Below are 12,401 nucleotides of genomic sequence, written 5' to 3'. Positions count from 1 at the left end.
TCTGAAATTGAAGCTGGACCTTCACTAATTTCACAAGAATGCGTCGATCATTCATTGGATGCTTCGTATATATATACTCTTAAGTCTTCTAATTCTTCGAACTTATTGATCGCGACTGCATTTCCTTTCATCAGTTCCATGGCTCGCTCGTCAAACGTCTGTATTTTCTCAGAAACGATAGCAAAATCACCACAATGCAAATGAGCAACTACATCCGGTAGTTCCAAATCATCATAAATTTTTCTGTCCTCTTTATAGATGCGAAGGCTTGAATGGTACGTTTCATCAAAAGAAGTGGAAAGCATCAAAGACACTTCATTCTGTATTTTTGTCGCAGCTGCGAACATAGCGATTTCATTTTTCTTGTTGCATGCTGAACGTACTTTATTTGTATATGCAAAAACTCCAGGATAATAACCCTTGAATACCTCTTGAAACGGTTCTCTTTCCCCGAGTCGTTTTTGTTCGGCCAACAATAATTCCCTCATCTCTTCCTTTAGCCTCAGCGCAGTTTCTTCAATTTCATGCAAATTCTCAGAAGTTGATATTATTGTCCAAATCGATTCCAATAGTTTTTCAGGTCTAATTTCAAAGGATTGAAGTTTTTCGTCGTTCGCCCACCACACTCGGTTGAAGTAGGTTTGATTTATGAGAGCCAGACAATCTACGGATATATCAATAAACTCTAATACGGCCATCCTGATCGAAGTGACATCGTTCTCTTACATTCTCAACGAGTACTTCTGTCAACAGCGGTTTAAAATTGGTTCTTGCTCACTTTTGATGAAGCCCGTCTTCGGGAATTAGTTCACTAAAAGGATTGAAGGGATCAATCATGTTAAACGAGTTTCTTCCAGAACTAGAAGTGGTCGAGGTGAACCGTCGTGATGAAACATATCAGTTCATTTGTCATGGAAAAAAGTCGTGCGCACCCTGTCCCCATTGCACTAAAAGCTCACATCGTGTCCATAGCCGATACATCAGGACATTGTACGATGAGCGTGTGTTCGGATTTGATGTGCAGCTACGGATTCAGGCAAGACGTTTCTTTTGCGACGAACCAAGCTGTCCCTCAAGCATCTTTACGGAGAGATTTCCTTCCCTGTGTCGACCACACTCCCGCAGAACAGTCCGTTTAGAACGTGGGCTACTGAGGCTCTTAAGTGGAATGAGTGCGATCGGGCTGGAACGTATCTTGAACAATATCAGCGATAGTACGCTACTCCGACTGTTGAAACGCTCACAACATCATCGGAAAACGCCTGACCCTCGCGTGGTCGGCATTGATGATTGGGCCTGGAGAAAACGAAAAAAGTACGGGACAATCATCTGTGATCTAGAGACACGACGCCCGATCGCCTTACTTCCTTCTCGGGATGTCAAAACCGTCTGTGCTTGGATTCGTTCGCATCCCACCATCCAGGTGGTGGCACGTGACGGGTCCATGGAGTTTCGGGAGGCCATCCGTTTGGCCGATTAGACGATTCAACAGGTGAGTGACCGATGGCACTTGTTTCATAACTTAGGAAAGAAAATTGAAGACATCTTGAAGCGACGTCTTCCATATAGCGAAAAAATCCTTCTCGAACCGGATGGCCTTAACGCCGAACGTGAACTGACAGACGCTGAAAGAAGAAAATGGACGCTTATTCTCGCAGTACAACAGGATGCGAGACAGGGTGTTCCGATTTCCGAGTTGATTAGACGTCACCATATCGACCCAAAGACGTGCCGTAGATACCTACAGATGACAGAGCCACCAAGAATCAGTCGGTCACATCGACGACACAGCGCAGACATCTACAAGGGAGACATCGTCAGATGGATCCGTCAAGGTAGGACGACCGAATGGATGTACCGGACGTTGAAACGGAAAGGATATCTCCGTGGAATCAGTACGTTTCGACCTTATGTGGCAAGATTGAAAAAAGCAGTCCCACACGAGATTAACATCAATCGACGAATCATCCAGAAAGTCCTCTGGGAGGACAAGCCTTCTAACAAACCACTTCTCATAAAGATACTGGACATCCATCCTTTCTTGAAGGTATTGAACGAGCTCGTCCGTTCGTTCAAAAATCTTTTCAGCGAAGCGACGTCTGAACAAGATATCTTATGGTGGTGTGAACAGGCGCAAAGGGCGAACGAAGCCCCACTAGCCTCTTTCGCAACCTATATACGAGGGGACATCGACGCTATCCGGCTCGGGATGACGCTGCCCTGGTCGAACGGCATGGTCGAGGGACAGGTCAACCGACTGAAGACGATCAAACGCCAGATGTATGGTCGGGCGGGATTGGAGCTGTTGCGCATCAAAATATTGAATGTCACTTGAGGCTCGTTGTTCTACTGAAATATAAATCGATGTCTACATAACCACAGGGATGAGGCGTTTCACCAAAAGTGAGGAAGAACCATTTTAACAGCGTTGATTACATACTTCTGCAACTTTAAAAACGTCAACCACTTATATTCACCCCTTTTCAACCATTGAAATCAGATTCATTTTGTAACATTATGGATTATCATCTATAAATAATGGTGAATTAAGGATAAGTAAAACGCAAGGTGAAAATCTTTGCGTTTCTTGTTCCTCGTACAAATTTGCACAAAAATAAATTCCCCCAAACTACCTGTTTGGGGGAACATACAACACGCTTCAATATATACTTTTTCTACTCTTTCTCCATCCACGCCACCGTCTCCACATGCGCCGTATGCGGGAACATGTCGACCGGTGTGACTTCGACAAGTCGGTAGCCGCGGTCGGCGAGATAACGCATATCGCGCGCTTGCGTCGCGACGTTACACGACACGTAAACGATCCGCTTCGGTGCCATCTCGACCATCGTCTCGAGGAACGACTCGGCACAGCCTTTACGCGGCGGGTCGACGACGATGACGTCTGGATTGATGCCATCCTGCTTCCACTTTGGCAACACATCTTCTGCCGCTCCACACGCGTATGTCACGTTGTCGATTTCGTTGACGAGCGCGTTCTGTTTCGCGTCCTCAATCGCTTCCGGTACGACTTCGACGCCGTATACGTGCGCCGCTTTCCGGGCAAGGAACAGACTGATCGTCCCGATGCCGCAATAGGCGTCGACGACTTGCTCGGTCCCGGTGAGTTGCGCGTATTCAAGCGCCTTGCCGTACAGCTTCTCCGTCTGGACCGGGTTGACTTGGAAGAACGAGTGCGGGGAAATCGTGAACGTCAGTCCACCGATTTTATCCTCAATCGTCTCATGGCCATATAACAATTTGTTCGTCGACCCTAAGATGACGTTCGTCTTGTCCGGGTTGACGTTTTGCATGATCGACGTCACGTCCGGGAGACGCTTCAAGATGTCGGCGACAATCTCGTTGACGCCTTTGATTTTCGTCGTCTTCGTGATGAGGACGATCATCAATTCACCCGAATGGTAGCCGTAACGGGCCATGACGTGGCGGATGACGCCGCGCCCTGTCTTCTCATCGTACGCCGGGACACCATGGGCCGCGAGCACGTCACGGACGACTTGGACGGCCTCATCGTTGCGCTCGTCTTGGATGAGGCATTCCTTCATCTCGACGATATCGTGCGAACGTGGACGATAGAAACCGGCGACGAGGCGACCGGCCTCGTCTTTGAACGGCACTTGCGCCTTGTTGCGGTAACGCCATGGTTCCGGCATGCCGATCGTCTCGTGGACAGGCACATCGAATTGGCCAAGTCGCTTCAACGCATCGACGACACGGTCCCGTTTTTGACGGAGCTGGCCGTCGTAGCTGAAGTGTTGGAGCTGACAGCCCCCGCACTGATAGAAAATCGGGCACGGTGGCTCGACGCGGTCCGCACTCGCTTGTTTCACATCGATCAAGCGGGCGAATCCGTACTGTTTATTCGTCTTCGTCACGACGATCTCCACGGTCTCCCCCGGAAGTGCGTTCGGGACGAACAACGTATAACCGTCGACCCGTGCCACGCCCGCGCCTTCGTGCGTGAGGTCGTGGATGTGGACGTCGAGACGGTCATTTTTTTGGACTGGTAACATGAGTCTCTCCTTTCCCGATTCAAAAAATAGTGTGTATTGGTTCATACCCGTTCCAAGCGAACGAAAAGCTCGGCGTGTGCGCCACGCCGAGCCGACTCATTCTGCTTTCTCGTTTGACACGTTGAACAGCTGTTTGATCATCTGTTCGCGTTCATACTGGGCGTTCAAGTCTTCCATCTCACGGATGCGCGCGTTCGGCGCGAGCACCGTCAAGTGACGGAACAAGTTCCGCATCTCGCCTGTGCATTCGCCGCCGTACTCGCCGTCGATGTTGAGACTCATCGGTTCCGTCGTCGTCTTCATCTTGACGCGTCCCGTCTTGACGTGCTCGACGAGCGGACTCGACAAATGTTCGCCACGGAGCAGCAAGCGGACGACGTGGATGAACTCGAACAAGTTACACTTGCGCAAGATGAACAAGTCAAACAGTCCGTCGTTCAATGACGCGTGCGGTGAGATTTTCTCAAAGCCACCGACCGAGTTCGAGTTCGACGTGAGGAAAATCATGACCTCGCCGCTGAACGTGCCCTCGTCGTGTTCGAGCTCGATATACGTCGGCTTGATGAGTGGAAGCTTTTCCATCCCTTTGACGTAATAGGCGAGCTGGCCGAGCGCCGTCTTCAGTTTCGACGGCACTTCATACGACAGCTCCGTCATGATGCCTCCGCCGGCGATATTGATGAAGTAATGGATGTCGCCTTTCTCCCCTTCAATCTCACCGAGGTCGACCGGCATCTCGAAACCGTCACAGATGACGTCGAGGGCGCCGACAACGTTGAGCGGGATTCGCATCGCCCGAGCGAAGTCGTTCGTTGTTCCGACTGGGATGAGTCCGATCGTCGGACGCGTGTCGAGCGGGGCGAGTCCCGAGATGACCTCGTTCAGCGTCCCGTCCCCACCGGCCGCGATAATCAAGTCGAACTCGGCCTCTGCGGCCCGAACGGCCTCGAGCGTCGCGTCGCCGATCGCTTTCGTCGCGTACGTCGACGTCTCATAACCCGCATCCTCGAGGCGGTTCAAAATGTACGGGAGTTCCCGTTTGATCACTTCTTTTCCAGATGTCGGGTTATAGATGACCCGTGCGCGTTTTCGTTGCATAATGTTCTCTCCCCATGCTCAAGTCGAGCGAAAAGCGAGACACAAGTGCCTCGCCGCTTGTTTAGCGTTTGGCGATCTCTTCGTGGAACAAGCCATCGAGGAGTGCCGGGTTCGCCATCCCTTTCGTCTGCTTCATGATCTGCCCGATGATAAAGCCTTTAGCACGGTCTTTCCCGTTCTTAAAGTCTTCAATCATCTGCGGATGCGCTTCGAACAAGTCGAGGATGTAGCCGCGGAGCAAGTTCTCGTCCGAGATTTGGGCGAGACCGTTCGCTTCGACGTACGCCTTCGGCTCGGCGCCTTCTTCGATCATGGCTGTGAACACGCGTTTGGCGATCTTCGAAGAAATTGTACCTTCTCCAATCAAACGAATCAACTCCGCAAGCGAGCTCGGTGTCAATTTCATCGTCTCGATCGTATCGTCCGATTTGTTCAAGTGACCGAGCACTTCGCCCATGAGCCAGTTCGCGGCCGCTTTCGGTTCGGCACCGGCAGCAGTCGTCGCTTCGAAGAAGTCCGAGAACTCCCGCGTCGACGTGAGCGCCTTGGCGTCATAAGCCGACAGGCCGTAGTTGTTCATATAACGTTCGCGACGTGCGACCGGAAGTTCCGGAAGCGTGGCGCGGATGCGTTCTTTCCATTCCTCATCAATCTCGAGACGGACGAGGTCCGGCTCTGGGAAGTAGCGGTAATCAGCCGCCCCTTCTTTGACACGCATGAGGATCGTCTTCTTCGCCGCCTCGTCAAAACGGAGCGTCTCTTGACGCATGACGCCGCCAGTGATAAGCAGTTTGCGGTGACGGTCTTCCTCATACTCGAGCGCCTTCAAGACGTTCGAGAACGAGTTCAAGTTTTTGAGCTCCGTCTTCGTGCCGAACGGCTCTTGACCGAATGGACGGACCGAAATGTTACAGTCGCAACGAAGCGACCCTTCTTCCATCTTGACGTCCGAGACGCCCGCAAACGAGAGCACTTCTTTCAAGCGCTCGAGGTAGGCGACAGCATCTTTCGGTGAGCGCATGTCAGCCTCACTGACGATCTCGATGAGGGGTGACCCGGTCCGGTTGAAGTCGACGACCGAGTGTTTCTCGCCCGTGTGGTTCATCTTCCCGGCATCTTCCTCGAGATGGACGCGTTCGATGCGGAACCGTTTCATCTCACCGTCGACTTCGACATCGACGTGACCGTTGAAACCGATTGGCTGGTCGAACTGCGAGATTTGGTACGCTTTCGGCGTATCTGGATAGAAGTAGTTCTTGCGGTCGAACTTCGTGTCGGTCGCGATTTCGCAGTTGAGTGCCATCGCGGCCTTGATGGCGAGATTGACCGCCTCTTCGTTCAATTTAGGCAAGACGCCCGGGTGTCCGAGACAAATCGGACACGTCTGTGTATTCGTTTCGGCACCGTATGTGCGCGAGCAGCCACACCAAATCTTCGACTTCGTGCTCAGCTCGGCGTGCACCTCGATCCCGATGATCGTTTCAAAGTTCATCGTACGTCCTCCTTAGAGCTGTGGCATCTTGAAACCGCCGTTTGCTTGTTCAAAAGCATGGGCCACGCGGTAGAGTGTTGGTTCACTGAAATGGTTCCCGATGATCTGTAAACCGACCGGGAGGCCTTCTGACAAGCCAGCCGGTACCGAGATGGCCGGGATGCCCGCCAAGTTGACCGGAATCGTCATAATATCGTTGGCATACATCGTGAGCGGATCTTCGAGCTGGTCACCGAGTTTGAACGCGACCGTCGGCGCAGTCGGTCCGATGATTGCATCGTAGTCGGCGAACACGTTCGCGAAGTCTTGCTTCATGAGCGTGCGGACCTGCTGTGACTTTTTGTAAAACGCATCGTAATAACCCGAGCTGAGTGCGTATGTCCCGAGCATGATGCGGCGTTTCACTTCTTCCCCGAAACCTTGTTCGCGCGAGTACGTGAACACTTCTTCGAGCGCATCGGCCTCGGCGCGGCGTCCGTAACGGATGCCGTCAAACCGGGCAAGGTTCGAAGACGCTTCTGATGACGCGAGCAAGTAGTACGTCGGGAGCGCATATTTCACCGTCGGGAGCGAGACCGTCTCGACCGTCGCACCGAGCGACTTGAGCGTCTCGACCGCTTGTTCAATCTGTTTACGGACACCGTCTGACACGCCTTCGGCCATGAACTCTTGTGGAAGTGCGAGCTTCATACCTTTGATATCGCCGTGAAGCGATTTCGTGTAATCCGGTACGTCGACCGTTGCCGACGTCGAGTCCATGTCGCAATGACCGGCAATCGCGTTCAACAAGTAGGCGTTATCTTCGACCGTACGAGTGAGCGGACCGATTTGGTCGAGCGACGAGGCGAATGCGACGAGACCGTAACGTGAGACGAGACCGTACGTCGGTTTCATCCCGACGACGCCACAATAGGCCGCCGGTTGACGAATCGAGCCACCCGTATCCGAGCCGAGGCTGAATAAGACTTGACCGGCCGCGACCGTTGCCGCTGAACCGCCTGACGAACCGCCTGGTACGCGGTCTGTGTCCCACGGGTTGCGGACGACTTTGAACGCCGAGTTCTCGTTCGATGAACCCATCGCGAACTCGTCCATGTTGAGTTTCCCGATTGTGACGGCACCGGCATCATGGAGACGCTCGACGACCGTCGCGTCATGGGCCGGGACAAAGTTCTCGAGGAACTTCGAGGCACACGTCGTGCGTGTCCCTTTTGTGACGATGTTGTCTTTGACGCCGATCGGCAAACCGAAGAGCGGGTTGTCCGATGTCTTGGCGAGCTCGTCCATCCGTTTCGCCTGTTCGAACGCGTCTTCGTTGAGCGTCAAGAAGGCACCGATTTTCTCGTCGGTCGCCTCGATGCGGTCAAATGATTCTTTGACGAGGTCGGATACCGTGACTTCGCCTTCTTTTATAAGCGTATGCAGCTTGGCTACACCGTGATCAAATAAACTCATGAAGGGCCTCCTTATTCAAAGACCGCTGGGACACGGACTTGGCCGTTCTCCCAATCAGGTGCCATCCGTTCGACTTCCTCGCGTGGAAGTGAAGGACGAACCTCGTCTTTGCGTAGTACGTTTTTCAAATCTAGGGCATGGGTCGTCGGGATGACGCCCGTCGTATCGAGTTCATCGAGTTGCTCGGCGAACTCGAGGATTTTTGTCAATTGCTCCGTGAAGTGCGTCACTTCATCTTCTGTGATCGCAAGTCGGGCGAGTCCGGCGACGTGCCGAACTTCAGCTTCTGTGATTCGAGCCAAAGGTTCCACCTCCAACAGTTTTCAATACATCGTCCATTATCATACCACTTTTTTATAAGACAAAAAAGAAAATCCCATCTCGCCAATCTTGATGTCTTTTTTGAAAAGTTAGGGAATGTCCCTGTAATATTGACTCGTTTCCAAAAACGCCTATTCGGTCCGTCCCTCAATCTCATTATGCTTAGAAAGAAGCATTCTTTTTTTCGAGGAGGATCCCTATGTCAATCCGTAACAAACTGATCGTCGCCTTCACCGTCTTGCTCGTGTTGTTGCTCGGGGTGAGCGGCTACTCATTCTATGCATTGAACGCGTCCAAGGCCGCCCAGCAAGATATGAACGTCTCGTGGGTGCCGGGGATGGACCAAATTCATCAAGTCGATAAACAGCTGCTTGAGATTCGCCAACAGATGATGCGTCACGCCTTGGTCGAAGACGAGGTGACGAAGCAAAATGTCGAAACGAACCTCGACACGGGCATCACGATTCTCGAGCAACAGATGAGCGGTTATGAGTCGACCATCATCACGAAAGCCGACCAGGAGCTGTTCGATCAAGCTACGGACCAATGGACGACATTTAAAACGAATATCGAAGAGCTCGTCCGCATCTCGAACGCGGACGGTCAAGCCGCAGCCGATGCCTATATCCGGGACACGGCGACACCGGCCGCCGATGCCCTCTCGAACACGCTCGGTCTGCTCGTCAACTTGAACCGTGACGCGATTCGGTCTGACACGGAATCCGGTGCGGCGCTGTTCGAGCAAGTCCAGTTCACGCTCATGGTCATCATGGCCGCGGCGGTCGTCTTTACAGTATTGATGATGGTATTCATCTTCCGCTCGATCTTCGAACCGCTCAAAGAGTTCAAACTGAAGATGCGCGAACTCGCCACGAGCCAAGGCGATTTGACGACCGCCATCCCGGTGAAGCGACGCGACGAGTTCTCGGGACTCGCCCGCGACTTCAACCAATTCCTCGCCAACCTCCGTCAATTGATCCTTCAAGTGAACGGTGTGTCACGCGGGGTGACCGAACAATCCGCTCACATGTACGACGAATTGAAAGCGCTTGATACGTATATGACGACGACCGCCGCGACGACAGAGGACTTGACAGCCGGCATGCAACAGACGGCCGCGAGTGCCCAAGAGATGAACGCGTCGGCCTCCGACATGGAACGGACGCTCCACCATATCGTGACGATGGCCGCCGAGCGAAAAGCCGAGGCCGCACAAGTCGATGCCCGTGCCGTCGCCCTGCGTGACCATGCCGTCGAGGCGAAAGCGTCCGCACTCAGTGTCCTGTCATCGACACGTGTCAATTTAGAGAAAGCGATGCAGGACGCCAAAGCCGTCCGGGAAATCGCGACACTCACGAATGACATCCTCGACATCGCCGCCCAGACGAATCTCCTGTCCTTGAACGCCTCGATCGAAGCCGCTCGGGCCGGTGAAGCGGGACGCGGGTTCGCCGTCGTCGCCGATGAGATTCGAAAACTGGCGGAGACGAGCCGGACGACCGTCGAACGGATTCAAGCCATCTCGACGACCGTGCTCCACTCCGTCGACCATTTAAATGACACGTCGAGCGAGATGCTCGGTTTCCTCGATACGAACGTATTGAAAGACTATGATCAGCTTGAGGAAGCGGCCGAGCATTACAGTGAGGACGCCGGCCGATTCGAGACGACCGCATCAGAATTCGCCGATGCCGCCGTCGAACTCGAACAGTTGACGTCGAATATGATCGGGGTCATTCAAGATGTCGCCGTCACGGTCAACAACGGGGCGCTCGGCACGCAAGAAATCGCCGAGAAAGTGACCATGTCCGTCGACCGCTTCAGCGAGTTGAACCGGGCCACCGAGATGTCCCAACAAAAAATGGATGAGTTGAACGAGTTGATCGGTCAATTCAAAGTATGAAAAAAAGGAAGCGTCCTCGCGTGAGGATGCTTCCTTTTGATTAGGCGGCTGCTTCCCGCAATTCTTTTTTCCGCTCCAATTCGAAACGCTTCGTCTCGGCGACGACGACACCCGACAAGAACAAGAGACCAATCAAGTTCGGGATTGCCATCAGTCCGTTGAAGACGTCCGAAATGGCCCAAATCAGATTCAAGTTCGTCGTCATCGCACCAAGTCCAGCGACGAGGATATACATCATCCGATACGGAACGATCGCTTTCTCCCCGAGCAGATAATAGACCGACCGTTCGCCGTAATAACACCAGCCGATGACCGTCGAGAAGGCGAAGAAGACGAGCGAGATCGTGACGATCAGTTCCCCAATCGGGCCGAGGAAGTAGGCGAACGACGCTTGTGTCAACTCGATACCTTGGAGCCCGCCCGTATATTGACCGCTCATGACGATCGTCAATCCGGTGATCGAACAGACGATGAGCGTATCGATCAATACTTGCGTCATCGAGACGAGCGCTTGTCGTCCCGGGAAATCGGTCTTCGCCGCAGCAGCTGCGATCGGTGCCGAACCGAGACCCGCCTCGTTCGAGAACACGCCTCGGGCAACCCCGTAACGGATGGCCGCACCGAGCGCCCCGCCGCCGATGGCCTCCGCACTGAACGTGCTCGAGAAGATGGTCGCGAACGCCGATGGGATCAACTCGTAATTGGTGACGAGAATGACGAGACCGCCTCCGACGTATGCGAAAATCATGACCGGTACAAAAATGCCGACGACTTTCCCGATCGATTTGACACCGCCGAGAATGACGAACGCCGTCAAGACCATCATGCCGATTCCCGTGGCGATCATCGGTACCCCGAACGACGTGTTCAAGGCAAGACTGATCGAGTTCGTCTGGACGCCGTTGCCGATCCCGAACGCAGCGATTGACGCGAACAAGGCGAACGTCATTCCGAGCCACCGTTTTTTCAACCCGTGTTCCAAATAGTACATCGGTCCGCCGGCGATTTCTCCCCGCTCATCGACGACACGATATTTGACGGCAAGGATCGCTTCGGCGTATTTTGTCGCCATCCCGATAAAACCAGAGAGCCACATCCAGACGATGGCCCCCGGACCCCCGAGGACGACCGCCGTCGCGACACCGACCATGTTGCCGGTCCCGACCGTGGCCGCGAGCGCCGTCATGAGTGCTTGGAAATGTGAGATATCCCCGCGCTGCCGTTTCTGTTTCGCGACCTCTGCGTCCGTCTGCTGTTTCGGGATGAACGCTTCTTTCAAACCGACACCGAGACGTGTCACTTGGATAAATCCGAGCCGGAACGTCAAGTAAATCCCGGTCCCGATCAATAAAATCAACAAATGTGGTCCCCAGACGAGATTCGATAGACTCGTCAAGACCGCTTCAAATTGCTCCATGCTAGTTATGCCCCCTATGTATTTCTTGAATTCACTGTTCCTTCATATTTTTCAGAACATTCTCAACTTCGTCAAGTTGACGGGGCATGAAACCGAGACGTTGCCGTGTAATATTTTTGTAATATACCTCTCTGACGCTTTGAATGACCTTGATTCTAAATTTAGTATTTGAAATAAATTTGTAATGAGAAACTATAAACAAAAACGGCCTCCCCTCAAGGAAGCCGTCGCCATTTATGATGTGAGCGCCGCGACGACTTCGTCGACGTGCCCATTCACTTTCACACTGCGCCATTCCTGTTCGATATAACCGTCCTCATTGATGAGGAACGTCGAGCGGACGATGCCGTAGTACTCTTTCCCGTAGTTCTTCTTCAACTGCCAGACGCCATATAACTCCGACACCTCATGCGTGTCGTCGACGAGCAAATCGAACGGAAGCTCGTGTTTGGCGATAAAGTTTTGGTGCTTCTTCTGGCTATCGGCCGAGATGCCGAGGACGACGGCCCCGTTCAATCTTGGTGTCGCGTCACGGAAATCACACGCCTCGGTCGTGCAGCCCGGCGTCGCGTCCTTCGGGTAGAAATAAAGGACGACTTTCTGACCACGATAGTCCTCGAGCGAGATCATGTCCCCGTTTTGGTTCGGTAATGTGAATGTCGGTGCTAACATATTGTTTCC

11 protein-coding genes are annotated in these 12,401 nt (G+C 53.1%); 3 read left to right on the top strand and 8 right to left on the bottom strand.

Translation table 11 applies throughout. The annotated features are described in order from the left end of the window. Positions 1-47: 47 nt before the first annotated feature. Complete coding sequence (locus tag KNP60_RS03020) at positions 48-698, bottom strand: hypothetical protein (RefSeq protein WP_214753985.1); 651 nt, start codon at positions 696-698, stop codon at positions 48-50. A 137-nt stretch (positions 699-835) separates the two neighbouring features. Here KNP60_RS03020 and KNP60_RS15605 point away from each other — a divergent pair, with 137 nt between their 5' ends. Continuing rightward, entirely contained in the window at positions 836-1,480 is a 645-nt protein-coding gene (locus KNP60_RS15605; RefSeq protein ID WP_214753987.1) for a transposase family protein, read from the top strand. 372 nt (positions 1,481-1,852) lie between these two features. Beyond that, positions 1,853-2,335 carry a transposase gene (locus KNP60_RS03010; RefSeq protein WP_214796906.1) on the top strand — a complete coding sequence of 161 codons (483 nt, stop codon included), beginning with the start codon at positions 1,853-1,855 and terminating at the stop codon, positions 2,333-2,335. A 340-nt stretch (positions 2,336-2,675) separates the two neighbouring features. Here KNP60_RS03010 and rlmD read toward each other — a convergent pair whose 3' ends face one another. The 5 genes from rlmD to gatC all read right to left on the bottom strand — a co-directional run bounded on the left by rlmD (position 2,676) and on the right by gatC (position 8,381). Beyond that, positions 2,676-4,034 carry a 23S rRNA (uracil(1939)-C(5))-methyltransferase RlmD gene (gene rlmD / locus KNP60_RS03005; RefSeq protein WP_214753991.1) on the bottom strand — a complete coding sequence of 453 codons (1,359 nt, stop codon included), beginning with the start codon at positions 4,032-4,034 and terminating at the stop codon, positions 2,676-2,678. Positions 4,035-4,130: 96 nt separating this feature from the next. Then, on the bottom strand, positions 4,131-5,132 hold the full coding sequence (locus KNP60_RS03000; RefSeq protein WP_214753993.1) for a diacylglycerol kinase: 1,002 nt from the start codon (positions 5,130-5,132) through the stop codon (positions 4,131-4,133). A 61-nt stretch (positions 5,133-5,193) separates the two neighbouring features. After that, positions 5,194-6,624 (bottom strand): Asp-tRNA(Asn)/Glu-tRNA(Gln) amidotransferase subunit GatB, encoded by a 1,431-nt coding sequence (gene gatB / locus KNP60_RS02995; protein WP_021066489.1) that lies wholly within the window; start codon positions 6,622-6,624, stop codon positions 5,194-5,196. A 12-nt stretch (positions 6,625-6,636) separates the two neighbouring features. Beyond that, positions 6,637-8,079, bottom strand: a complete 1,443-nt coding sequence (gatA, locus tag KNP60_RS02990; RefSeq protein ID WP_214796905.1) for an Asp-tRNA(Asn)/Glu-tRNA(Gln) amidotransferase subunit GatA — start codon at positions 8,077-8,079, stop codon at positions 6,637-6,639. Positions 8,080-8,090: 11 nt separating this feature from the next. Continuing rightward, positions 8,091-8,381 carry an Asp-tRNA(Asn)/Glu-tRNA(Gln) amidotransferase subunit GatC gene (gene gatC / locus KNP60_RS02985; protein WP_021066487.1) on the bottom strand — a complete coding sequence of 97 codons (291 nt, stop codon included), beginning with the start codon at positions 8,379-8,381 and terminating at the stop codon, positions 8,091-8,093. Between the two features lie 218 nt (positions 8,382-8,599). Between gatC and KNP60_RS02980 the strand changes: the two genes are divergently transcribed. After that, on the top strand, positions 8,600-10,303 hold the full coding sequence (locus KNP60_RS02980) for a methyl-accepting chemotaxis protein (protein WP_214796904.1): 1,704 nt from the start codon (positions 8,600-8,602) through the stop codon (positions 10,301-10,303). Between the two features lie 40 nt (positions 10,304-10,343). Here the strand turns inward: KNP60_RS02980 and KNP60_RS02975 are convergent, their stop codons facing one another. Continuing rightward, entirely contained in the window at positions 10,344-11,720 is a 1,377-nt protein-coding gene (locus KNP60_RS02975) for an alanine/glycine:cation symporter family protein (RefSeq protein WP_214796903.1), read from the bottom strand. 234 nt (positions 11,721-11,954) lie between these two features. Then, entirely contained in the window at positions 11,955-12,392 is a 438-nt protein-coding gene (bcp, locus tag KNP60_RS02970; RefSeq protein ID WP_034778758.1) for a thioredoxin-dependent thiol peroxidase, read from the bottom strand. Positions 12,393-12,401: the final 9 nt, after the last annotated feature.

The sequence above is a fragment of the Exiguobacterium sp. s5 genome, from assembly GCF_018618075.1.
Taxonomy (GTDB): domain Bacteria; phylum Bacillota; class Bacilli; order Exiguobacteriales; family Exiguobacteriaceae; genus Exiguobacterium; species Exiguobacterium mexicanum_A.
Note: the sequence above shows the minus strand (reverse complement) of the source record. Positions and strands in the feature narration are given on the sequence as shown.

Bases quoted from the DNA above. Each gene is read 5' to 3' on its own strand.
- KNP60_RS03020 (WP_214753985.1), bottom strand. From the start codon at position 698: ATGGCCGTATTAGAGTTTATTGATATATCCGTAGATTGTCTGGCTCTC.
- KNP60_RS15605 (WP_214753987.1), top strand. From the start codon at position 836: ATGTTAAACGAGTTTCTTCCAGAACTAGAAGTGGTCGAGGTGAACCGT.
- KNP60_RS03010 (WP_214796906.1), top strand. From the start codon at position 1,853: ATGTACCGGACGTTGAAACGGAAAGGATATCTCCGTGGAATCAGTACG.
- rlmD (WP_214753991.1), bottom strand. From the start codon at position 4,034: ATGTTACCAGTCCAAAAAAATGACCGTCTCGACGTCCACATCCACGAC.
- KNP60_RS03000 (WP_214753993.1), bottom strand. From the start codon at position 5,132: ATGCAACGAAAACGCGCACGGGTCATCTATAACCCGACATCTGGAAAA.
- gatB (WP_021066489.1), bottom strand. From the start codon at position 6,624: ATGAACTTTGAAACGATCATCGGGATCGAGGTGCACGCCGAGCTGAGC.
- gatA (WP_214796905.1), bottom strand. From the start codon at position 8,079: ATGAGTTTATTTGATCACGGTGTAGCCAAGCTGCATACGCTTATAAAA.
- KNP60_RS02980 (WP_214796904.1), top strand. From the start codon at position 8,600: ATGTCAATCCGTAACAAACTGATCGTCGCCTTCACCGTCTTGCTCGTG.
- KNP60_RS02975 (WP_214796903.1), bottom strand. From the start codon at position 11,720: ATGGAGCAATTTGAAGCGGTCTTGACGAGTCTATCGAATCTCGTCTGG.
- bcp (WP_034778758.1), bottom strand. From the start codon at position 12,392: ATGTTAGCACCGACATTCACATTACCGAACCAAAACGGGGACATGATC.